The following is a 23,260-nucleotide window of genomic DNA, read 5'->3' on the forward strand; positions in this document are numbered from 1 at the left end:
CGCCGGCGTCTTTCATTCCAACCTGATCCCGGCCTCAGGCCTTCTTGATCAGGAAATCTTCCGGCTTCTTGTTGCCCTTGGCGGTCAGTTCAGCCATCCAGCGCGGCTGCTTGCCACGGCCGGTCCAGGTTTCCTTCGGATTGGCCGGGTTGCGGTACTTCGGTGCAACCTTGCCCAGCTTGCGGCCGGCCGTCTTCGACGGGGCCTTGGCGGCCGGGGCGGCCTTGCGGGCACGCGTGGCCGGGGCGCTGCCGAACAGTTCTTCGATGGTGTAACCCTCGGTCTTGGCCAGCTTGGTCAGCTGGGCCCGGACCTTGGTGATCGGCCGGCGCTTGGCGACGATGGTCTGCTGCTTCTTGGCGGTACGGATCAGGGCGCCCAGCTCGCGTGCTGACAGGCCGGTCAGGTCAATGCTCATTTACGGTTACTCCGGAAACTAATGTGTGGACGGGACAAGCCAGTCCATGGCGTCGGCGGACAGAATAGAGATGAATTAATCACAGCACAAATGCAGGCGGGTCATGGCGTGGCGGCATGCAGACGCCGTCGCGGTGATTTTGACCGGATTATGTCCGCTGCAATATCGGGGAAGGGCGCGGGCAAAAAAAAGACCGGGGCAGGCCCCGGTCTTTTCCTGATCAGCCCTGCAGACGCTGCAGCAGGGAGGCCTTGTCCAGGTTCTCCGCGTCGCTGGCGCGGCGCGAGCGGTACTCGTAGGTGCCAGCGGCCAGGCCGCGTTCGCTGACCACCACGCGATGCGGAATACCGATCAGCTCCATGTCGGCGAACATCGCGCCCGGACGCAGGCCGCGGTCGTCGAGTGCAGCGTCCAGGCCCGCCTCGCGCAGCTCCTGCAGCAGGTTGGCAGCGGCGTCGGCCACGGCCGCATCGCCCTTCGGGTTGATCACGCACACCACCACCTGCCACGGCGCCATCGCGTCCGGCCAGATGATGCCGGCATCGTCATGGTTCTGTTCGATCGCGGCAGCCACCACGCGCGAGATGCCGATGCCGTAGCACCCCATCGCCATCACTGCGGCCTTGCCGTTCTCGTCCAGCACGGTGGCATCCAGCGCTTCGGCGTACTTGCGGCCGAGCTGGAACACATGGCCGACTTCGATGCCACGTGCGATCTTCAGTTCACCGCCGTCCACGGCACGGTCGCCGGCCCGCACGTTGCGGATGTCGGCCACTTCCGGTTCCGGCAGGTCGCGGCCCCAGTTGACGCCGGCCAGGTGGAAACCGGCTTCGTTGGCGCCGACGACGAAGTCGGCCATCGCCGCCACTTCGCGATCGGCGACCACGCGGATGGCCTTGGCCGGCGCGACCGGGCCAAGGAAGCCCGGCACGCTGCCCAGGTGCTCGGCGATTTCCGCCTCGCTGGCGAAGCGCTGCTCGTCCAGGCCGGCGACCTTGGCCAGCTTGATCTCGTTGACCTCATGGTCGCCACGCACCAGCGCCAGCACGAACTGCTGTGCCTTGCCTTCGCCGGCGATCAGCGCCACCGACTTCACCGTGCGCTGCAGGTCGATGCCGAGCAGCGCCGCGACGTCCTCGCAGGTCTTCTGGGTGGGGGTATCCACCTTGCGCATCGTTTCGGTGGCGGCCGCACGCGGCGCCGGGTCGGCGGCAATCGCCGCTTCCATGTTGGCTGCGTAGTCCGAGCCGGTGGAGAACACCAGCGCGTCCTCGCCGGAATCGGCGATGACGTGGAATTCCTGCGACGCATCACCGCCGATGGCACCGGAGTCCGCCTGCACCATGCGGAAATCCAGGCCGAGGCGGGTGAAGATGCGGCTGTAGGCCGACTTCATGTTCTCGTATTCGCGCACCAGGCACTCATCGTGCAGGTGGAACGAATAGGCGTCCTTCATCAGGAACTCGCGCGAGCGCATCACGCCGAAGCGCGGGCGGATCTCGTCGCGGAACTTGGTCTGCACCTGGTAGAAGTTCACCGGCAGCTGCTTGTAGCTGGACAGCTCGCTGCGCGCGAAGTCGCAGGCGGCTTCTTCGGCGGTCGGGCTGTAGCAGAACACCTGGTCCTTGCGGTCCTTGATCTTCAGCAGCTGCGGGCCGAACTTCTGCCAGCGGCCGGTCTGCTCCCACAGTTCCTTCGGCTGGATGGTCGGGATCTGGAATTCCACGGCACCGGCCCGGTCCATTTCCTCGCGCACGATGCGCTCGACCTTGCGCAGCACGCGCAGGCCCAGCGGCGACCAGGTGTACAGGCCCGATGCCAGCTTGCGGATCATGCCCGCGCGCAGCATCAGCCGATGGCTGGTCAGCTCGGCGTCGCTGGGGGTTTCCTTGGTGGTGTGCAGGTGGAACTGGGAGAGGCGCATCGTCGGCTTCGGATAACGGCAGAGACCTCTATTCTGCCAGCCCGGCCGGGGGGAGGGGTATCGGCAGGGCTGCGCCTGCACCTGCGGGTAGTGCCGGCCGCTGGCCGGCAACAGCAACAGCAAAAACGGGTCTCCTGGGAGATGGCGGGGTGGGTCCGGCGGCAGGGGACGCCGTAAACCCATCCCTGGGGGCTTGGTCGCAGCATCCATGCCGCTCACACCCCTGCCGCCGGACCCACCCCGCCTTCGACAGTTTCCTGCGAGCTGTCGGAATGGCTCCTGGGGTCAGATCCGTTTTCCGCAGGAAAACGGATCTGACCCCGAATTCAATTCGAGATCTGACAGATTTCATCCACGCATGGCGTGGATCTACCACCGACACCGCCCCGCCAAACCCACAGATAGCCCAGAGCCGGCTGTTGCCCTTGCTGTTGCCTCTGCAGGTGCAGGGCGCAGCCCTGCCGATACCCTTAACCGGCCGGTGGGCAGTACGCCTTGATGGCGGCCTGCGCCAATCCCCTCTGCGCGGTGTGCTGCTCCGGAGTCAACGGGGTATCGGCCTTGCCATCACCATCGGTGTCCTGCATCACCTGGCCACCACCGTCCAGCAGGGCCAGGTTGGCCCGGGCCGTGCTGCACTGCCCGGGGACCGGCGCGGCCGGGGTCTCGGTGCTGGCTGCGGCCTGCGGGGTGCGGGCCTGCTCGCGGGTCTCGAACTTCTTGCCCGCCGGCGGGGTCTCCGAATACTGGGTTACGCCATGGGCGTCCTTCCATTTGTAGACGGGGCCGGCCACGGCGTTGGCACTGGCCAACAGCAGCAGGCATCCAAGGCAGGACAGGGCACGCATGGCAGACTCCACGGAATGGGCGCAGAACGCCGATTGCAGCATTGGCGCCGACCGCTGGCAAGTCGATTAAACTGGATTCCATGGACCCGATCACACCGCCGCCGCGCTCGCGCACGATTTACCTGCTGCCCAACCTGTTCACCACCGCCGGCCTGTTCGCCGGTTTCTACGCGATCATCGCCGCGGCCAACGGGGATTTCGTCAATGCCAGCATCGCCGTGTTCGTGGCGGCGGTGATGGATGGCCTGGACGGGCGCGTGGCGCGCCTGACCGGTACCAGCAGCGAATTCGGCGTGCAGTACGACTCGCTGGCCGACCTGGTCAGCTTCGGCATGGCCCCGGCGCTGGTGATGTACCACTGGTCGCTGTCGTGGCTGAAGTTCGACGATCCGCTGCTCGGCCGCGTCGGCTGGGCCGTGGCCTTCCTGTATGCGGCCTGCGCGGCGCTGCGCCTGGCCCGCTTCAATACCCAGGTGGCGGTGGTCGACAAGCGCTGGTTCGTCGGCCTGGCCAGCCCGGCAGCAGCGGGCCTGATGATGTCCTTCGTCTGGGCGTTCGCCGATGGCAACCTGGGCTGGGACGGCAACCAGCTGCGGTACGTGGCGCTGGCGGTGACGATCATCGCTGCGCTGCTGATGGTCAGCCGCATCCGCTTCTGGAGCTTCAAGGGTGGCGCTGCCAAGGGCACCCGTTCGGACCGCGTGCCGTTCCTGGTGCTGGCACTGGTGCCGGTGGCGATCGCGATTGCGGTCATCGACCTGCCGCGCGTGCTGTTCGCGGTCGGCATCCTGTACGCCTTGTCCGGCCCGGTGATGTGGGCCGTGCAGCGCCTGCGCAAGAAGCCCGAGGCCGCGTGAGCGAGGACCTGCCCGTGCTGTGGTCACCGGCCCAGCAGGCCTGGCTGCAGGCCATGGGCTACACCGTCTATCACGATGGCCAGCTGGCTGCCGAGCTGGATGCCGCGCTGCAGTTGAGCGTGGCCGAAGCCGAGGCCAGCGTCGCCCCGCCGGAACCGGTGCGGGCCCCCGTGCCGTCGCGCGAACAGCATGCCGGGGTGGCGCCCGCAGCCCGCCCGGAACGGCCGGCACCGCCGCGCCGCGAAACGCCGGTCAGTGCCCCGGATACCGTGCCGGCGGCTGAGCGCCCGATGCCCAGCGGCAACGCGCGCCAGCCGGTGGTCCGCCTGCCGGATCGCCTGCAGATCGCGCTGCTGCGTGCGTCCGGCTGCAACCCGAACGACCCGGCTACGCAGCGGTTGATGGACAGCTGGCCGCTGGACCAGCTGCGCCACGACCCGGCCGCCAAGCGTGCGCTGTGGCCGCAGCTGCGTGCCCTGCGCAAGCGGGGCACGCCATGAGCGCGGTCACCCGGCCCGGCCCGGTCAGCCTGCGTGCGTTGCGCGAGAGCGACCTCAATGCGGTAATGGCGATCGAACTGCGCGGCTACCCTTTTCCCTGGACCCGCGGCATCTTCATCGACTGCCTGCGTGCCGGCTATCCCGGCCTGGCGATGGAGCGCGATGGCCTGCTGGTCGGCTATGGCGTGCTCAGCATCGCCGCCGATGAAGCGCACGTGCTGAACATCTGCATCGATCCGCTGGCACAGTCGCGCGGGCTGGGCCGCCAGCTGCTGCGCGCGCTGGTGCAGCTGGCCGCCGACCGTGGCGCACAGCGCGTCTTCCTGGAAGTGCGTCCGTCCAATACGCCGGCGCTGGCGCTGTATCACAGCGAAGGATTCAACGAGATCGGCCGCCGCCCGCGCTACTACCCGGCTGCACAGGGCCGCGAGGATGCGGTCGTGATGGCGATCGAGCTGGTCGACGGCGATCTGCAGGAAATGCCGCCGCTGTAACGCAGACGGGTTGCCGGCCAGCGGCCGGCACTACCGATGCGTCGCTCACGCCAGCCGCAACGCCAGCACACCGCCGACGATGAGCACCGCTGCCAGCCAGCGCGTGCGCGGAACCCGCTCGCGCAGCAGGAACACCGAGATCAGCAGCGCGAACAGGATCGAGGATTCGCGCAGCGCCGAGATCATTGCTACCGGCGCCTGGGTCATGGCCCACAACGCCATCGCATACGAGGCGGTGGTGCCGACGCCACCGGCCAGTCCCAGCGGCCAATGCTGCCGCGCATAGTCCAGTACCGCGCCGCCGCGCGTATACAACGCCCACAGCGGCAGCGGGATGCCCGACAGCAGGAACAACCACAACGTGTAGCTGAGCGCGCTGCTGGACTGGCGCGCACCGTGCGCATCGACCAGCGTGTAGGTGGCGATCATCGCCGCTGTCAGCAGCGGCAGGCGCAGCTGGCCGCCGCGCGCACCCAGTGCCATGCACAGGATGCCGGTGCTCACCAGCACCACGCCCAGCCACGCTGCGGCGGGCAATGGCTCACCGAGCAGGGTGCCGGCCAGTGCGACCAGGATTGGCGCGCTGCCACGCATCAGCGGGTAGGCCAGGCTCATGTCGACCTGCTGGTAACAACGCGCGACCAGCCCGTAGTAGGTCACCTGCAGCAGCACCGACGCAGCCAGCCAGGGCCAGCTGTGCGCGGCCGGGAAGGGCAGGAAGGGCAGGGCGGCGGCCGACAGCAACGCGGCACTGCCGGTCACCAGCGCGGTACCGAGGAACTTGTCCGGGCCGCGCTTGACGATCGCATTCCAGCTGGCATGCAGCGCCGCGGCAGCGAGGACGAGCAGGAAGATGGAAAGCGGCATCCGCCGATGATGCCATGCGGGGCAAATGGAAACGCCGGGCATCGCCCGGCGTTTCCGATTCCGCTTCGGTGGGTGCCAACCTCCCCTGCCGTGGCAGGGGCCAACCTTGGTTGGCACGCACCAGAGCGCGGCGTTACAGCTTCGCGCGCTGCTCGCGCAGGCCGGCCAGCTGGGTGTTCCAGTCGACCAGGCGCACGCGCTCCTGATCGACCACCGCCGGTGGCACCTTGTCGGTGAACCTGGCCAGCTTGGTTTCGCTCTTTTCCTGCTCGCCTTCCACGCGCTTGATCTCCTTGTCCAGGCGCGCGCGCTCGGCATCGAGATCGACCAGGCCTTCCAGCGGCACCAGCAGCTTCAGCTCGCCCACGATCGCGGCGGCCGCCGGCGGTGCGCTTTCGCCCTCGGCCAGCCACTGGATGCTGTCCAGCTTCAGCAGGAACGACAGCGAGGCGCTGAAGCGTTCGATGCGCACGCGGTCCTGCTCCAGGCCGGCCTGCAGCCGCAGCGGCACCTGCCTGGACGGCGCGACGTTCAATTCGCTGCGCACGCGACGCACCGCACTGATCACCGCCTTCAGCCATTCCACGTCGGCCTCGGCCTGGGCGAAATCACCGGCGAATTCGGCGGCGGTCGGATACGGCCGCAGCGACAGCGTGGTTTCGGCCAGGCCCAGGCGCGGGGCCAGCTGCTGCCACAGCTGTTCGGTGATGAACGGGGTGAGTGGGTGCAGCAGGCGCAGCAGCGCTTCCAGCACGTACAGCAGGGTGTGGCGGGTGCTTTCGGCATCAGCCGCGTCGGCACCGTTCAGTGCCGGCTTGCTCAGCTCCAGGAACCAGTCGCAGAACGCGTTCCAGGCGAACTCGTACAGGCACTGCGCCAGCAGGTCGAAGCGGTACGCGGCGAAATGGCCCTGCGCTTCGGCGGTGGTGGCGGCCAGGCGCGAAAGGATCCAGCGCTCGGCATCGGTGCGCGGGGTCGGCACGCCGGTGAACGCCGCACCTTCGGTGTTCATCAGCGCGAAGCGGCTGGCGTTCCACAGCTTGTTGCAGAAGTTCTTGTAGCCCTCGGCGCGGTTCATGTCGAACTTGATGTCGCGGCCGTGGGTGGCCAGCGCGGCGATGGTGAAGCGCAGCGCATCGGCACCGTGGGCAGCAATGCCGTCCGGGAATTCCTTGCGGGTGGCCTTCTCGATCTTCTCCACCATCTTCGGCTGCATCAGGCCGCCGGTGCGCTTGGCGACCAGGTCGTCGATGGTGATGCCGTCGATGATGTCCAGCGGGTCGAGCACGTTGCCCTTGCTCTTGGACATCTTCTGGCCCTGGCCGTCGCGGATCAGGCCGGTGAAGTACACGTCCTTGAACGGGATCTTCCCGACCAGGTTGTCGGTGGCCATGATCATGCGCGCCACCCAGAAGAAGATGATGTCGAAGCCGGTGATCAGCACCGACGACGGCAGGTAACGATCGAAGCCGCGCTCGGCCATGGCCTGTTCGTTCGGCCAGCCCAGGGTGGAGAACGGCCACAGCTGCGAGGAGAACCAGGTCTCCAGCACGTCGCTTTCCTGGTTCAGCACCACCTCGCTGCCCAGGTTGTGCTTGGCCCGCACTTCCTCTTCGCTGCGACCGACGTAGCAGCTGCCGGTGGCGGCATCGAACCACGCCGGGATGCGGTGGCCCCACCACAGCTGGCGGCTGATGCACCAGTCCTGGATGTTGTTCATCCAGTGGCGGTAGGTGTTGATCCAGTTCGGCGGCACGAAGGCAATGCTTCCGTCCTCCACCAGGTCCAGGCCACGCTTGGCCAGGTCGTCCATCTTCACGAACCACTGGTCGGTCAGGTACGGCTCGATCACCTGGCCGGTTCGGTCGCCACGCGGCACCTGCAGCTTGTGCGCCTTGGTCTCGACCAGGATGCCCAGGTCTTCCAGCTCGGCCAGCACGGCCTTGCGTGCTTCATAGCGGTCCAGGCCCCGGAAGCGTTCCGGCGCGTTCTCGTTCAGCGCCGCCACCGGGGTGAACAGGTTGATCATCGGCAGGCTGTGGCGCACGCCCACTTCATAGTCGTTGAAGTCGTGCGCCGGGGTGACCTTGACCACGCCGGTGCCGAACGCGCGGTCCACGTAGTCGTCGGCGATCACCGGCACGCGCCGGCCGGTCAACGGCAGCACCACGTTCCTGCCGATCAGGTGCGCGTAACGCTCGTCTTCCGGGTGCACCATCACCGCGGTATCGCCCAGCAGGGTTTCCGGGCGGGTGGTGGCAACGACCAGGTAGTCGCGGGTTTCGCGCAGGGTTTCCACGCCGTCGGCATCGCGCTCGACGTGCTCGTAGCTCAGGCCGTCATCCAGCGTGTAGGCGATCGACCACAGGAAGCCGTCTTCCTCGGCGCTCTCCACTTCCAGGTCGGAAATGGCGGTCTTCAGCACCGGGTCCCAGTTCACCAGGCGCTGGCCGCGGTAGATCAGGCCCTGCTCGTACCAGCGCACGAAGGCCTCGTTGACCGCCGCCGATGGCTGCGGGTCCATGGTGAAAGTGCTGCGCGACCAGTCGGCGGAGGTGCCGAGGCGGCGCATCTGGCGTTCGATGGTGTCGCCGGACTGCTGCTTCCACTCCCAGACCTTGCCGATGAAGCCTTCGCGGCCCAGCGAATCGCGGGTCTCGCCCTTGCCTTCCAGCGCGAGGTTGCGGCTGACCACCATTTCGGTGGCGATGCCGGCATGGTCGGTACCGACCTGCCACAGCGTGTCGTAGCCGCGCATGCGGTGGTAGCGCACCAGCGCATCCATCAGGGTCTGCTGGAAGGCATGGCCCATGTGCAGGGTGCCGGTCACGTTCGGCGGTGGCAGCAGGATGGTGTACGGCTCGCCCGTGCCGGACGGCTTGAAGTGGCCGGCCTTCTCCCAGGCCTCGTAGAGGTCGGTCTCGAAGGACGTCGGGTCGTAGCTGGAGGCGAGTTGGGTCATGCGGGGGAACCGGTAATCAAGGCGGAAGGGAGATCAGCGCGACCCGAGGGCGCGGCGGATCTTCTGGTCGGTGTGGTACTGGCTGACCGCGTAGGCGGCCCAGATGGCGGCGGGCAGCCAGCCGATCAGGGTGATCTGCAGGATCAGGCAGACGATCCCGGCCAGCGGCCGGCCGATGGTGAAGAAGGACAGCCAGGGAAGAATCAGGGCGATCAGCAGGCGCATCAAGGGGTCCTCGCCGGGCTCACATGTCGTGCTTGTTGAGGTCGTAACCGGCGGCCTTGTACTGGCGCCAGCGCTCGCGCAGCGGTTCGCGCGCTTCCGGATCGGCCGGAACCACTTCCAGCACACGCTCGCACTGGCCCAGCCAGGGCTCATCGCGCAGGTTGATCACCAGCGGGCGTGCCGGCGCGTCGGTGCCGGGTACGGCGATCAGCACCAGGGCCTCTTCCTCGTCCATGTCTTCGCCGGCAATCTGGTGCGGGATGTAGGCATCGTTGTCGAACGCCCACAGCAGCTCGTCCAGTTCCTCGGCCTGGGCCTGGTCACGGGCCAGCACCAGGGTGAACAGCCCGGCGTCGTTGGCCTTGCGCGCCAGTTCGCAGACCAGGCGCAACGGCTCGGTCAGGAAGCGGGGCTTGGCGATCAGGTAGAAGTCGGCGCGGGGCATGGCAGGGTCCGGGTCAGGCAAGGGCCCGGCAGTGCCGGGCGAGGCCCCGGCCGGCGTCTGCCGGCCAGGGTCGGGTACGGCATCAGGCGCGGGCGACCTGGTCCAGCAGCCACTGGCTCAGCAGGCCGACCGGGCGGCCGGTGGCCATGCCACGCTTGCCTTCATCGCTGGCGACGCCTGCGATGTCCAGGTGGGCCCAGCGCTGGCCTTCGGTGAAGCGCGACAGGAAGCAGCCGGCGGTGATCGCGCCGGCCCAGCGGCCGCCGATGTTGTAGACGTCGGCGAAGGTCGAATCCAGCATCGGCTGGTACTCGTCCCACAGCGGCAGGCGCCAGGCGCGGTCGAACACGTGCTCGCCGGCGGCCAGCAGCTCGTTGGCCAGGTCGTCGTGCTTGCTCATCAGGCCGGCGGTCTGGTGGCCCAGGGCGACCATGCAGGCACCGGTCAGGGTGGCGACGTCGACCAGCGCGGCCGGCTCGAAGCGCTGTGCGTAGGTCAGCGCGTCGCACAGGATCAGGCGGCCTTCGGCGTCGGTGTTGCCGACTTCGATGGTCTTGCCCGACATCGAGGTGATCACGTCGGAAGGACGGTAGGCGTTGCCGTCGATGGCGTTTTCCACCGCCGGCACCACCACCACCAGGTTCAGCGGCAGCTTGGCCTTGACCGCCGCGACGAAGGTGCCGATGACGTTGGCGCCGCCGCACATGTCGTACTTCATCTCTTCGATGCCGCCTTGGGTCTTCAGGTTGACGCCACCGGTATCGAAGGTGATGCCCTTGCCGACCAGCACGTAGGGCTTGGCGTCGCCGCCATTGTTCCACTTCAGCACGACCAGACGCGGGCGGTTGGCCGAACCGCGGGCCACGGCCAGCAGCGAGCCCATGCCCAGCGCTTCCATCTGGTGCTCGTCGAGGATCTCGGCTTCGGCACCCTCGTGCTCGCCGGCGAACTTCACGCCCACGTCGGCCAGATAGGCCGGGGTGCAATAGTTCGGCGGCAGGTTGCCCAGCTCGCGGGCGAACTCGACACCGGCGGCGATGGCCTGGCCCTGGGCCAGGGCCTGGGCGTCGTCACCGGCCACGGCCAGCTGGGCCAGGCCGGCATCGTCGGCCTTCTTCTTGCCCAGGGTGGCGGTGTAGCGGTAGGCGGCGTGATCGGCGGCGATCACTGCCTGGCGGATCGCCCAGGCCGCGTCGCGGTCCTTGATGGCCAGTTCGGACAGGGTGAACAGCGCGCTGCGGACGGCGCCGGCCTTCAGCGCGCGCACCGCGTCGCCCACGGCCTTCAGGTACTGCGGCACGCCGAAGCGGGCGGCGTCGCCGAGGCCGACCACCAGCACGCGCGGCGCGGTCACGCCCGGCAGGTCGTGCAGCAGGGTGGTCGCACCGGTCTTGCCGGACAGGTCGCCACGCTGGGCCAGGGCGGCCAGGCGGCCACCGCTGGCGGCGTCCAGGGCCTGCGCGGCCGGGGTCAGGGTATGGTCGGCATACGCGCCGACCACCAGGCAATCAACGGTGGCGGCGGCCGGAGCAACGTGGTTCAGGGTGAATTCGAGGGCCATTGAGCAGATTCCATTGGCGAGTCCGTACAATCGCAGGCCGTTTACGCCCAGACAGTAGACTGGGCGGCACCGCGAACGAACCCCAGAGTTTAAACCACCGCCCCATGCTGAAGCTCGACCGATACCTGCTGGGCGATTTCGTCCAGAGTTTCCTGGCTACCCTGATCGTCCTGCTGGTGGTCAGCGTGGGCGGCGTGCTGGTGGACATCCTCGGCAACATCGCCGACGGACGCCTGCCGGCCAAGCTGCTGTTCTCCCAGCTGGGCCTGCAGTTCATCGCCTACCTGCCGCTGATCCTGCCGCTGGCGCTGATGCTGGGCCTGCTGCTGGCGGTGGCCCGGCTCTACCGCGACTCGGAGATGGCGGTCATCACCGCCATTGGCGTGGGGCCCAAGCGGCTGCTGCGGCCACTGCTGATGCTGGTGGTGCCGGTGGTGCTGCTGGTCGGCGCCTGCTCGCTGTGGCTGGGCCCGTGGGCCGGCCGGATGGCCGAGCAGATGATCATCGAGGCCAACCGCAGCGTGCTGATGGCCGGCCTGGAGCCGGGCCGCTTCACCCCGCTGCCCAATGGCGGCGTGGTGTACCTGTCCTCGATCTCGCCCGATGGCACCCAGCTGGGCAAGGTGTTCCTGCAGCGCCAGAAGGATGACCGCCTGGAAGTCGTGTCCGCCAATGGTGGCCGCATGTTCTTCGAGGGCACCCGCCAGCGCTTCCTGGAGCTGGATGATGGCCACCAGGTGGAAGGCCCGGTGGCCGGCGCGCTGGATTACCGGCTGGCGACCTTTGCCCGCAACGACGTGGCCCTGCCCGACGGTGCACAGACCCGCACCGAGGACGACCCGGAACTGATGCCGACCCTGCAGCTGATCGGCGATGAGCGCCCCCAGGCGCAGGCGCAGCTGCACCGCCGCCTGGCACCGCCGCTGATCGCGCTGGCCTTCGCCCTGCTGACCGTGCCGCTGGGTCGCAGCTCGCCGCGCCAGCAGCGCTACGGCCGCATGATGCTGGCCCTGATGGCCTACATGGTGGGCACCAACCTGATGTTCATCGGCAGTGGCTGGATCGCCAACGGCAAGATTCCGGCCGCGCTCGGCCTGTGGTGGTTGACCGTGCCGCTGCTGGCGCTGGCGATCTGGATGTATGCACGTGATGGCCGCCTGGGCCGCTCGAAGGGAGCCCGCGCATGAGGCTGCGCCCGATGCGTTTCGATCTGTACCTGGGCCAGTCGGTGTTCACCACGGTGCTGCTGACCTGGGCGGTGCTGGTCGGCCTGGACGTGGTGATGGCGTTCTCCGGCGAGTTCAAGGACATCGGCAAGAACGGCTACACCCTGGGCCATGCCGCCGCCTGGGTGCTGTACACGGTGCCGCGCCGCGCCTACACGATGTTCCCGACCGCCGCGGTGATCGGCGCGCTGATGGGTCTGGGCCAGCTGGCCGCGACCTCGGAGCTGACCGCCCTGCGTGCGCTGGGCCTGTCGCGCAAGCGCCTGAGCGTGTCGGTGGCGATCGCGCTGTCGCTGCTGACCGCAGTGATGGTGCTCAGCGCCGAGACGCTGGGCCCGTGGGGGCAGGACCGTGCCGATGCATTGAAGGCCAGTGCCAAGTGGGGGCGGGACATCTCCACCACCCGCTACTCCGGCCTATGGGCACGCGAAGGCGACACCTTCCTCAACGCCCAGAGCGGCGAGGAACAGCTGGTGGGCGACAAGGGCACGCGGCTGATCCTGCGTGACGTGCGCCTCTACCGGATCGCCGAAGACGGCAATGTCGCCTCGTTGACCCATGCCGCCACCGCCGAGCACGACAAGGACGGTTGGGTGCTGACCGGGGTGCGTCGCGACACCTTCGGCGAGCGCTCGGCCACCCGTCAGGAAGTGGCGCGTGAGCCGTGGAACTCGAAGCTGGATCCGGCGGCGCTGGCCACCGGCATCGCCAAGCCGCGAAACCTCAGTGTGGCCGAGCTGAGCACCAGCATTGCCTACCGCCAGCGCAACGGGCTGGATGCGCGCGATTTCGAGGATGTGTACTGGAGCCGCTGGTTCTACCCGGTGAACGTGCTGGCGCTGTGCCTGGCCGCGGTGCCGTTCGCGTTCGGGTCGCTGCGTAGCGGCGGCATGGGCAAGCGCCTGTTCCTGGGCATCCTGTTTGCACTGGGCTTCTGGCTGCTGCAGCTGTTCTTCGGCCGCATGGCCGGTGCGCTGAAGTTCGATTACCGCATTGCCTATGCGCTGCCGCCGATCGTGATGCTGGCCGTGTCCGGACTGTTGTTCCGGCGCAAGTCGGGCTGATTCTGGTAGCGCGGGGCCATGCCCGGCGCTACCGGGGCAATCCACCGCTTCGGCATCCGTGCCACGACCACCAGCATCCCGGCCCAGCGTGCTGGATTCTGTAGAGCCGAGCCCATGCTCGGCTGCTTTTTGCGCACCGCCTGCCAGCCGAGCATGGGCTCGGCTCTACAGATCGTGCATCACCGCTTGGGCATGCGCACCAGGCGGGTGCCGCTGGCGCGGTCGTGCCAGGTCAGGCGTTGGCGGTCGACCCAGGCCCACCAGAATCCCAGGCCGCCCAGCAGCAGCGACAGCGTCCCCACCGCGAAGCGCAGCCACAGCTGGCCGTGCCGCAACGGCGTGCCATCGCGCGACTGCAGTTTCAGCCGCCACGGCCGCATGCCCAGCGTCTGCCCGCCGCGGCGCCAGCTGGCCGTGGCATACCACCCCGTGATCGCCCAGCACACCGCCCACAGCAGCCACTGCCAGATACTGAACGGTGCGATGTTCTCGCGCTGCGCGTGGCCGCTGAAGGTGTAGGCGAGGGTGAACAGCGTGCCGGCCAGCATCCACAGCGCCAGCACCGGCAGCGCGTCGTAGACCATCGCCAGCATGCGCCAGGGCAGCAGCGCGCGCGGACGGAGCGTTTCGGTAGCGGCTGCAGGGGCCGTGTCGGTGGCAGGGCGGGACATGCGCCGAGCATACGCAAAGCTGGCCGTGCCCGCAGTGGCCCTCGTATCCTGCATGCATGGCCCTTGTTTCCACCCCCGCCGAACGCCGCCAGCTGGTCCAGCAACTGCCCGAGCTGCGCGCCGACGACAGTGTGCGCATCCAGCGCTTCCTCGATGCGATCTGGGCCGAGAACGGCCTGGCCCGCGCCACCCTGGACAGCTACCGGCGCGACCTGGAAGGGCTGGCGCGCTGGATGGATGGACGCGACGGTGGCCTGGCCGGCATCGAACGTCCCGGGCTGTTCGACTACCTGGCCTGGCGCACCCGCCACGGCTGGTCGCCGCGCAGCAACGCGCGCCTGCTGTCGGCGCTGCGGGCGTTCTTCGCCGATGGCGTGCGCCGTGGCGAACGCAGCGAAGACCCCAGTGCGCTGCTCGACCCCCCGAAGCTGCCGCGGCTGTTGCCCAAGGCGCTGGCCGAGAGCCAGATCGATGCGCTGCTGGCGGCACCGGACATCGACAGCCCGCTGGGCCTGCGCGACCGCGCCATGCTGGAACTGATGTATGCCGCCGGCCTGCGCGTGAGCGAGCTGGTGCTGCTGCCGGCCACGGCGGTCAACCTGCGCCAGGGCGTGTTGCGGGTCACCGGCAAGGGCAGCAAGGAGCGGCTGGTGCCGCTGGGCGAGGAATCGCAGCACTGGCTGGAGCGTTACCTGCAGCAGTCGCGCCCGCTGCTGGTCGGCAAGGGCAAGGTGCATGCCCTGGCGGATGGTCAGACCCCGTTGTTCATCGAGCCGACGCTGCATGCGCTGACCCGGCAGGCGTTCTGGCACCTGGTCAAGCGCCATGCGCAGGTGGCCGGCATCGACCCGGCGCGGATCAGCCCGCATGGCCTGCGCCACAGCTTCGCCACCCATCTGCTCAACCGCGGTGCCGACCTGCGCGCGCTGCAGATGCTGCTCGGCCACAGTTCCTTGTCGACCACCCAGATCTACACCCTGGTAGCGCGCGAGCATCTGCAGAAGCTGCATGCCCGCCACCATCCGCGCGGCTGAGGGCCGGGCTGAATCGCTGCCCGGGGCCGTGCCGGGCGTCGCGGCCCGGTACCGGCGGCTGTGTCAGAATCCGGAGTCTTCTTCTGTTGCGGATCGCTCCATGCTCCGATTTGCCATCGCCGCCGTGTTCGGTGCGCTCAGCCTGACCGCCTGCGCCCAGCCGGCTCCGCCGGCCGCCAAGGCGCCTGCTGCCGCTGCGGCAAAGGCCAGCCCGGCCGCCAACGCGCCGGCCGACCAGGCGGTACGTGCCGCGTTGACCGCGCTCAATCCGGGTTTCCAGGTCGATTACATCGGTGCCGCGCCGTTCCCCGGCTTCCGCGAGGTCGTCGTTTCCGGCCAGCTGCTGTACGTGTCCGATGACGGCCGCTACCTGTTCCAGTCGCAGCCTTACGACACCCGCGCCAAGGGTCCGGCCAACAGCGAGGGCCTGCTTGGTTACCGCCGCGGCCTGCTGGCCAAGGCCAACCACGGCGATCGCATCGTGTTTGCCGCGCCGAACGCCAAGTACACCATCAGCGTGTTCACCGACATCGAGTGTGGTTACTGCCGCAAGCTGCACCAGGACATCGCCGAACTCAACCGCAACGGCATCACCGTCGAGTACCTGGCGTTTCCGCGCATGGGCCTGGGCAGCAAGGACTACACCGACATGATCTCGGTCTGGTGTGCAGCGGATCGTCGCCTGGCCCTGACCAACGCCAAGCGCGGTGGCAGCGTGCCGGCCAGGAACTGCACCAACCCGGTGGCGATGCAGTACGCGCTGGGCCAGCAGCTGGGCGTGAATGGAACGCCGGCGATCTTCGCGCCGGATGGCACCCAGCTGGGCGGCTACCTGCCGCCGGCGCAGCTGCGTGCCGCGCTGGAGAAGCTGTCGGCCAAGCGCTGATCGTCGCTGGTCTTTTTCTGTAGAGCCGAGCCCATGCTCGGCTGCGGAAACAGCAGCCGAGCATGGGCTCGGCTCTACAGGCAGGAAGCCGGGGATGCGTGTCGCATCCCCGGCCTTTTGCTTACTTCAGGCCATCACTGACCGCCTTGGTCAGCGTGCCCTGCGCATCGTCACCGCTGAACTCCCAGACGAACGCGCCGCCCAGGCCCTGGGTCTTCACGTAACCCATCTTGCGGGTGATGTTGGCCGGGGTGTCGAAGCTCCACAGCGTGCTGCCGTTGTAGATCCAGGTGGCACCGGCGGTGTTGTCGGTGTAGCCCGGCCACGCCAGGTTCTTCAGCACCTTCCAGTCCTCGATGCCGGCTTCATACGTACCCGGGGCGGCGCCGGTAGCGGTCTGGTACAGGCCGTTGTTGGCGTTGGCCACACCCGTCCAGCCACGCCCGTAGTAGCCAATGCCCAGGTTGAGCTTGGCGGCGGGCACGCCACGGCTGATGAAGGCCTCGATGGCGTCGTTGCTGTTGTACAGCTTCTGGTCGCCGGTGGACGGATCATTCGGCGAATCGAACAGCGCCGACTGGTGATTGGTCTTCGCATCCCACGCGCCGTGGAAGTCGTAGGTCATCACGTTGATGTAGTCCAGGTACGGGTGGTATGCGGCCGGATCGGTGACACGGATCTTGTCGATGCCGGCACCCACCGCCACCGTCAGCAACAGGCCCGGCCGCACCGCATCGAGCTGGCGGCGGAACTCGGCCATCAGCGCGGTGAAGTTGGCGTTGTCTTCCGGCTTGCCGCACTCGATGCCACAGGCCACCGGGTATTCCCAGTCGATGTCGATGCCGTCGAACACGCCCAGCGCGGCACCGGCACCGCCGGCACCGTCGGTCACCGGCAGGTTGCCCTTGATGTAGGCGTCGATGCACGAGGCGACGAAGGCCTGGCGGTTTTCCGGGCGCGCTGCGCTGGAGAAGCCGCGCGACCAGGTCCAGCCACCCAGCGAGATCAGCACCTTCATGCCCGGGTATTTGGCCTTGAGCTGCTTGAGCTGGTTCCAGTTGCCGCGCAGCGGCTGGTCCCAGGTATCGGCACTGCCGCTGACGCTCTCGGCGGCACTGAAGGCCTTGGTGTAGTCGGCGAAGGCATCGCCACCGGCACCGCTGTTCGGATCCGACGGCTGGGTGATGCCGACTTCGCATCGGTTGTTGCGCACGTTGCCGAACGCGTAGTTGATGTGGGTCAGGCGTGCGGCCGAGCCGCTGCTGTCGATGTTCTTGACCCGGTAGTTGCGGCCGTAGATGCCCCACTGGGTGAAGTAACCGATGACCCGCTTGCCGGTGGTGCCGCCGTCACCGGCCAGCGTGGTGGCGCTGATTTCGGTGCCCTGTGCCGACGCATTGCCGGCGTTGTCGCGGGCACGTACGCGGTAGCGGTAGGTGGTCGATGCGGTCAGCCCGCCATCCACATAGCTGGCACTGGACGGCGAACCGACCAGGCTGCCGTTACGGTACACGTCATAGCCGGCCAGGCCGCTGCCACCGGTGTTGTCGGTGGACGGGCTCCAGCTGAGCGCGATGCTGCTGGCGGTGCGCGTTCCGGCCGCCAGCCCGCCCGGCACGCTCGGTGCGGTGGTATCGCCACCGGCGGCGTTGACGGTGATGGTGATGGTCGGGGTGCTGGTGGTGGCGTTGTTGTTGTCGGTGGCGACCGCGCGCAGGGTGTGGCTGCCGGCGCTGGCATTGGCCCAGCTGGCCGCATACGGCGCACCGGTGGCCACGCCCAGCGAGCTGCCGTCGCGGAAGAACTCGACCTTGGCGACGCTGCCGTCCGGGTCACTGGCGGTAGCGGTCACGTTGACCGTGCTGCCGGCGCTGAAGGTGGCGCCGTTGGCCGGCGAGGTCAGGCTGACCACCGGCGGCTGGTTGCTGCCGCTGCCATCGCAGGCACCAAGGTTGGTGTAGTAGGGCGCACCGGCCGGATGGTCCGGCGGCGCGTTCCAGATGTCCTGGTTCGCCCGATAGAGGACGCCTCCTTTCTGCAGGGTATCGCCGGCCCGGTAGATCCTGGCCTGGTCCCACTGGGCCACGCCGGCACAGCTGGCAGCCTGCGCCAGGCCGGGCAGGGCGGCGGTACCGGCCGCCAGGGCAAGCAGCCAGGCCAGGTGGCGGGGACGACAGCTTCGGGTCGAACGTTCGGCACTGCGCACAATCGGGTCGTACATGGGTAAGTCTCCGATCAAAGGGCGCGCGGGCCCCGATGGCGCCGCGCGTGACGCAGGTCCGGGCGTCGCCCGGGAAGGCGACGGAGGGGGCGGACGGGGTACCTGGGGGGCCGGGGAGAGAGTCCGGCGCCAGGTGGGGACAACGTTGTCATCAATCGCGTGGTCAACCCGTGAGCAAGCGCATGGTTCCGGGATTCGGGCGGAGAGCGGCGCTGCGCGCGGTCGGCGGCCATCGGCGGAGCCCCCTCGTGGCTGGGGGCTTTCCGCGAAAAGCAGATTTCTGGGGTTGGCCGGGTGGGTGGGCTGCGCAGGGGACGCCGTGAATACGTCCCTGTAGGCTCGGGCGCGCCATCCATGGCGCTTACGCCCCTGCGCAACCCACCCGCCCGGCCACGGACAGGTTCCTGCGCGGCCAGCCACGAAAGACAGAACAAAAAATCAAAAGCAAAAGCCGGTCGCTTCGCTCTTCAATGCCTGACTTCTGAGATTTCCCTGGTTGCCGGCCAGCGGCCGGCACTACCGCAGAGCATGCACGCATGGCGTGGATTTACCGCAGATCGCGGAAATCTGTCGAAGGCGGGGTGGGTCCGGTGGCGGGGGTGTCCGCGGCATGGATGCCGCGGCCAAGCCCCCAGGGACGGGTTTACGGCGTCCCCCGCCACCGGACCCACCCCGCCACCCCACGGGAACCCCGCTTTTGCTTTGGCCGTTGCTGTTGCCGTTGCCCTGGCCTCGGCGGGTGCCGGGCGCCGCCCGGCCAGAGCCCTTCCCCCGCTTCCGGTACAATGTCGGGCCCGTTTCCCAACTACGGTTCCCCGGACATGATGGTCCTCGAGGGCGCGCCCGCCCTGTCGCCGTTCCGCCGCGAACGTCTTGAATCCCGCCTGCAGTCCATCGCTCCCTCCCTGCGCATCAGTGGTGCCTGGCACGTCTACTTCGTGCAGCCCGAAGGCAGCGCCGCCCCCGACCTGACCACCCTGTGCCGCATCCTCGAAGCGGCGCCGCAGGCCGAAGCCGTGGCCGACGGCGCGGTCAGCCGCATCGTGGTGCCGCGCCTGGGCACGCTGTCGCCGTGGTCGAGCAAGGCCACCGAACTGGTCCGCGGTGCCGGCCAGCCGGTCAGCCGGGTCGAGCGTGGCCTGCGCATCGACGTGCAGGGCTGGCCGGCCGATGCCGCCGCCCAGCAGGCGCTGGTCAAGGCGCTGCACGACCCGATGACGCAGTCGGTGCTGGAGACCGTGGAACAGGGCCAGGCGCTGTTCTCGGCACCGGCCCGGGGTGAACTGGAGCGCGTGCCGGTGGACCAGCTGGAGGCCGCCAACCAGCGCCTCGGCCTGGCCATGGCCCAGGACGAGATCGACTACCTGCGCGAGCGTTTCACTGCGCTGGGCCGGTCGCCGTCGGACGTGGAACTGATGATGTTCGCGCAGGCCAATTCCGAGCACTGCCGCCACAAGATCTTCAACGCCAGCTGGACCATCGACGGCCAGGAGCAGGACCGCTCGCTGTTCCGGATGATCAAGAACACCCACCAGCAGACTCCGCAGCACACGCTCAGCGCGTACAGCGACAATGCCGCGGTGATCGAAGGCCATCCGGCCTCGCGCTATCGCCCCGATCCGGCCAGTGGCGAATACCGCCGCGAGCCGCAGGTGCCCAGCGCGTTCCAGATCAAGGTGGAAACGCACAACCATCCGACCGCGATCGCGCCGTTCCCGGGTGCCTCGACCGGTGCCGGTGGCGAGATCCGCGACGAGGGCGCGACCGGCCGTGGCGGCAAGCCGAAGGCGGGCCTGACCGGCTTCTCGGTCTCGCACCTGCGCATCCCCGAGCTGCCGCAGCCGTGGGAAGCGCCGCGCGCGCTGAACCCGCGCATGGCGCCGGCGCTGGAAATCATGACCGACGGCCCGCTCGGCGGCGCCGCGTTCAACAACGAATTCGGCCGCCCGAACCTGCTCGGCTACTTCCGCAGCTTCGAGCTGCCCGAAGGCGCCGATCTGGTGCGTGCATACGACAAGCCGATCATGCTGGCCGGCGGCCTCGGCGCGATCGACCGCGTGCAGGTCGACAAGATCCCGCTGCAGGCCGGTGATGCGGTCATCGTGCTCGGCGGGCCGGCGATGCTGATCGGCCTGGGCGGCGGCGCGGCCAGTTCGGTGGCCTCCGGCGAGAGCGCCGAGGACCTGGACTTTGCCAGCGTGCAGCGCGACAACCCGGAAATGGAGCGCCGCTGCCAGGAGGTCATCGACCGCTGCGTGGCGATGGGCGCCAACAACCCGATCAAGTTCTTCCACGACGTCGGTGCCGGTGGCCTGTCCAATGCCATCCCCGAACTGCTGCACGACTCCAAGGTCGGCGGTGTCATCGACCTGGGCAAGGTGCCCACCGATGATCCGTCGCTGTCGCCGATGCAGCTGTGGTGCAACGAGTCGCAGGAGCGCTACGTGCTGGGCGTGGCCCAAGAGCGCCTGGCCGAGTTCGCCGCGCTGTGCGCCCGCGAGCGCTGCCCGTTCGCTGCCGTTGGCGTGGCCACCGCCGAGGAGCACCTGGTGGTGGCCTACGGTGCCGTGCCGGGCCACACCCCGGCCGATGCGCCGATCGACCTGCCGATGGACGTGCTGTTCGGCAAGCCGCCGAAGATGCACCGCGACACCGCGCACCCGCCGGCACCGCGCTGGCCGGTGCTGAAGACCGGCGGCCTGGACCTGCAGGAAGCCGGCCTGCGCGTACTCGCGCACCCGACCGTCGCCTCGAAGAACTTCCTGGTCACCATCGGTGACCGCAGCGTCGGTGGCCTGACCGCGCGTGAGCAGATGGTCGGCCCGTGGCAGCTGCCGGTGGCCGACGTGGCGATCACCCTGGCCGACTTCGATGGCGTGGCCGGCGAAGCGATGTCGATCGGCGAGCGCACCCCGCTGGCCCTGCTCGACGCCGCTGCGTCGGCACGCATGGCGGTGGGCGAAGCGCTGACCAACCTGTGTGCGGCCCCGGTCGATGCGCTGGATGAAATCAAGCTGTCGGCGAACTGGATGGCCGCGGCCGGCCATCCGGGCGAAGACGCACTGCTGTACGACGCGGTGAAGGCGGTGGGCATGGAACTGTGCCCGCAGCTGGACATCAGCATCCCGGTGGGCAAGGACTCGCTGTCGATGCAGGCGCAGTGGCACGACCAGGGCGAAGCGCACAAGAGCGTGTCGCCGGTGTCGCTGGTGATCTCGGCGTTCGCGCCGGTCGCCGACGTGCGCAAGCAGCTGACCCCGCTGCTCGACCGCGACGTGGACAGCGAGCTGTGGCTGATCGGCCTGGGTGCCGGCAAGCAGCGCCTGGGCGGTTCGATCCTGGCCCAGGTGCACGCCGACCATGGCGATCTGCCGGCCTTCGCCGGTGCCGCTCCGGACCTGGACGATCCGCAGCGCCTGCGTGGCTTCTTCGAGCTGATCCGCGATGCGCGCCAGTCCGGCCTGCTGCTGGCCTACCACGACCGCAGCGACGGTGGTGCCTTCGCCGCGCTGTGCGAAATGGCCTTCACTTCGCGCCTTGGCCTGGACATCACGCTCGATGCCTGGGGCGATGATCCGTTCCGCAGCCTGTTCAACGAAGAACTGGGTGCGGTGGTGCAGATCGCGCGCGAAGACCGCGCTGCGTTCGCCGACCTGGTCGAACGCCACGCACTGACCGAATGCGCACAGCGCATCGCCAAGCCGACCACCGCGCCGGTGGTGCGCGTGTCGCTGGGTGGCGAGAACCTGGCCGAATGGCGTTGGGACGCACTGTTCGACGCCTGGTGGTCGGTCACCCACGCGATGCAGAAGCGCCGCGACAACCCGGCCAACGCCGATGCCGAGCGCGAGGTCGCCCGTGCCTTCAACGCACCGGGCCTGAAGCCCAAGCTCAGCTTCGACCTGAACGAGGATGTGGCGGCACCGTTCATCAGCACCGGTGCGCGTCCGCGCGTGGCGGTGCTGCGCGAGCAGGGCGTCAACGGCCAGATCGAAATGGCCAACGCCTTCGAACGTGCCGGCTTCCGCGCCTTCGACGTGCACATGAGCGACCTGATCGAAGGCCGCGTGGCGCTGCAGGATTTCACCGGCCTGGTCGCCTGCGGCGGCTTCAGCTACGGCGATGTGCTCGGTGCCGGCCGTGGCTGGGCCACCTCGATCCTGGAGCGCAGTGCGCTGCGTGATGCCTTCGCCGCGTTCTTCGCGCGCGAAGACAGCTTCGCGCTGGGCGTGTGCAACGGCTGCCAGATGATGAGCCAGCTCAAGAACATCATCCCGGGTGCCGGACACTGGCCGCAGTTCCGCCGCAATGCCAGCGAGCAGTTCGAAGCCCGCACCGCGCTGCTGGAAGTGGTGGAATCGCCGTCGATCCTGCTGCGTGGCATGGCCGGCTCGCGCCTGCCGGTAGCGGTGGCGCACGGCGAAGGCCAGGCCGTGTTCGACAACGCCGTCGACCAGGCTGCCGCCCGCGTCTCGCTGCGCTACATCGATGGCCATGGCAACGTCGCCAGCCAGTACCCGCTGAACCCGAACGGTTCGCCGGACGGCATCACCGGCCTGACCAGCACCGACGGCCGCGTCACCATCATGATGCCGCACCCGGAGCGCACCCCGCGCGCGCTCAACCTGAGCTGGGCACCGGCTGAATGGCAGGGTGATTCGCCGTGGATGCGCATGTTCCGCAACGCGCGGGTGTGGTGCGGCTGATCGCATCGTTCCGCGCAGGCCGCAATGCCACCGCGTATGGAAAAACCCGCCGCTTTGTCGGCGGGTTTTTCTTTGTGTGCGTGAAATTGCTGATCTGGCCGCTAGTTACATCCGTTTTCATGCGCCAGCAGTTCGTCACGTATGTCTAACAAAATGCCTTTATAAACACGTGAAATAGTGAACTGCTTCACGGCAATAGGATTTGTCGTGTCAAAGTCTTGACGATCTGCAAAGTTGCCGTTAACACTTGAACCCCGTTTCAGAATCATTCATTTCGCAGTAACCGGTTGGCGCACGCGCTCGGTTTTCTGTCGCTGCGCGCCGTTCGGCAATACCCCGCAGTAAATCACG

The 23,260-nt window shown here is 68.3% G+C and carries 18 protein-coding genes; 8 read left to right on the top strand and 10 right to left on the bottom strand.

Going from position 1 to position 23,260, the window contains the following annotated elements; genetic code table 11:
- Positions 1–34: 34 nt before the first annotated feature.
- The 3 genes from AC5P5W_RS11690 to AC5P5W_RS11700 form a co-directional block, all read right to left on the bottom strand.
- Positions 35–418 (bottom strand): H-NS histone family protein, encoded by a 384-nt coding sequence (locus AC5P5W_RS11690; RefSeq protein ID WP_010480700.1) that lies wholly within the window; start codon positions 416–418, stop codon positions 35–37.
- Between the two features lie 220 nt (positions 419–638).
- Positions 639–2,342, bottom strand: coding sequence for a proline--tRNA ligase (locus AC5P5W_RS11695; RefSeq protein ID WP_014645869.1), 1,704 nt, complete (start codon positions 2,340–2,342; stop codon positions 639–641).
- Between the two features lie 470 nt (positions 2,343–2,812).
- Positions 2,813–3,190, bottom strand: coding sequence for a DUF4124 domain-containing protein (locus tag AC5P5W_RS11700; RefSeq protein ID WP_014645871.1), 378 nt, complete (start codon positions 3,188–3,190; stop codon positions 2,813–2,815).
- 80 nt (positions 3,191–3,270) lie between these two features.
- Between AC5P5W_RS11700 and pssA the strand changes: the two genes are divergently transcribed.
- From pssA to rimI, 3 genes are read left to right on the top strand one after another with little or no spacing between them, the layout of a single operon-like run.
- A complete protein-coding gene (gene pssA, locus AC5P5W_RS11705) occupies positions 3,271–4,047 on the top strand; it encodes a CDP-diacylglycerol--serine O-phosphatidyltransferase (protein ID WP_005415206.1) in 777 nt (258 codons plus the stop codon).
- Positions 4,044–4,547 carry a hypothetical protein gene (locus tag AC5P5W_RS11710; protein ID WP_032962270.1) on the top strand — a complete coding sequence of 168 codons (504 nt, stop codon included), beginning with the start codon at positions 4,044–4,046 and terminating at the stop codon, positions 4,545–4,547. The genes pssA and AC5P5W_RS11710 overlap by 4 nt, the downstream gene beginning before the upstream one ends.
- Entirely contained in the window at positions 4,544–5,041 is a 498-nt protein-coding gene (gene rimI / locus AC5P5W_RS11715) for a ribosomal protein S18-alanine N-acetyltransferase (protein WP_014645873.1), read from the top strand. The genes AC5P5W_RS11710 and rimI overlap by 4 nt, the downstream gene beginning before the upstream one ends.
- Positions 5,042–5,086: 45 nt before the next feature.
- Here the strand turns inward: rimI and AC5P5W_RS11720 are convergent, their stop codons facing one another.
- From AC5P5W_RS11720 to AC5P5W_RS11740, 5 genes are all read right to left on the bottom strand, one after another.
- The gene (locus tag AC5P5W_RS11720; RefSeq protein ID WP_495221154.1) at positions 5,087–5,908 is read right to left on the bottom strand and encodes an EamA family transporter; all 822 of its coding nucleotides are present in this window, start codon (positions 5,906–5,908) and stop codon (positions 5,087–5,089) included.
- Positions 5,909–6,041: 133 nt separating this feature from the next.
- On the bottom strand, positions 6,042–8,870 hold the full coding sequence (locus AC5P5W_RS11725; protein ID WP_032962264.1) for a valine--tRNA ligase: 2,829 nt from the start codon (positions 8,868–8,870) through the stop codon (positions 6,042–6,044).
- Between the two features lie 33 nt (positions 8,871–8,903).
- Complete coding sequence (locus AC5P5W_RS11730; protein ID WP_014035920.1) at positions 8,904–9,095, bottom strand: YqaE/Pmp3 family membrane protein; 192 nt, start codon at positions 9,093–9,095, stop codon at positions 8,904–8,906.
- Between the two features lie 19 nt (positions 9,096–9,114).
- Positions 9,115–9,540, bottom strand: coding sequence for a DNA polymerase III subunit chi (locus tag AC5P5W_RS11735; RefSeq protein ID WP_014645876.1), 426 nt, complete (start codon positions 9,538–9,540; stop codon positions 9,115–9,117).
- An 82-nt stretch (positions 9,541–9,622) separates the two neighbouring features.
- Positions 9,623–11,101 (bottom strand): leucyl aminopeptidase, encoded by a 1,479-nt coding sequence (locus tag AC5P5W_RS11740; RefSeq protein ID WP_197574388.1) that lies wholly within the window; start codon positions 11,099–11,101, stop codon positions 9,623–9,625.
- 104 nt (positions 11,102–11,205) lie between these two features.
- On the opposite strand from AC5P5W_RS11740, the gene lptF reads away from it, so the two are divergent.
- Together lptF and lptG are read left to right on the top strand one after the other, a co-directional pair.
- A complete protein-coding gene (lptF, locus tag AC5P5W_RS11745; RefSeq protein ID WP_032962260.1) occupies positions 11,206–12,288 on the top strand; it encodes an LPS export ABC transporter permease LptF in 1,083 nt (360 codons plus the stop codon).
- Entirely contained in the window at positions 12,285–13,391 is a 1,107-nt protein-coding gene (lptG, locus tag AC5P5W_RS11750) for an LPS export ABC transporter permease LptG (RefSeq protein WP_197574389.1), read from the top strand. Before lptF ends, lptG begins: the two co-directional genes overlap by 4 nt.
- 179 nt (positions 13,392–13,570) lie before the next feature.
- On the opposite strand, the gene AC5P5W_RS11755 is transcribed toward lptG, so the two are convergent.
- The gene (locus AC5P5W_RS11755) at positions 13,571–14,062 is read right to left on the bottom strand and encodes an RDD family protein (protein WP_180835252.1); all 492 of its coding nucleotides are present in this window, start codon (positions 14,060–14,062) and stop codon (positions 13,571–13,573) included.
- Positions 14,063–14,118: 56 nt separating this feature from the next.
- On the opposite strand from AC5P5W_RS11755, the gene xerD reads away from it, so the two are divergent.
- Together xerD and AC5P5W_RS11765 are read left to right on the top strand one after the other, a co-directional pair.
- On the top strand, positions 14,119–15,096 hold the full coding sequence (xerD, locus tag AC5P5W_RS11760) for a site-specific tyrosine recombinase XerD (protein WP_046428433.1): 978 nt from the start codon (positions 14,119–14,121) through the stop codon (positions 15,094–15,096).
- Positions 15,097–15,196: 100 nt separating this feature from the next.
- A complete protein-coding gene (locus AC5P5W_RS11765; RefSeq protein WP_046428434.1) occupies positions 15,197–15,982 on the top strand; it encodes a thioredoxin fold domain-containing protein in 786 nt (261 codons plus the stop codon).
- A 121-nt stretch (positions 15,983–16,103) separates the two neighbouring features.
- On the opposite strand, the gene AC5P5W_RS11770 is transcribed toward AC5P5W_RS11765, so the two are convergent.
- Positions 16,104–18,203, bottom strand: a complete 2,100-nt coding sequence (locus tag AC5P5W_RS11770; RefSeq protein ID WP_197575588.1) for a glycosyl hydrolase family 18 protein — start codon at positions 18,201–18,203, stop codon at positions 16,104–16,106.
- Between the two features lie 821 nt (positions 18,204–19,024).
- Between AC5P5W_RS11770 and purL the strand changes: the two genes are divergently transcribed.
- A complete protein-coding gene (gene purL / locus AC5P5W_RS11775) occupies positions 19,025–22,909 on the top strand; it encodes a phosphoribosylformylglycinamidine synthase (RefSeq protein ID WP_111205448.1) in 3,885 nt (1,294 codons plus the stop codon).
- Positions 22,910–23,260 lie beyond the last annotated feature (351 nt).

This window comes from Stenotrophomonas sp. YJH_SMC_123 (assembly GCF_059368215.1).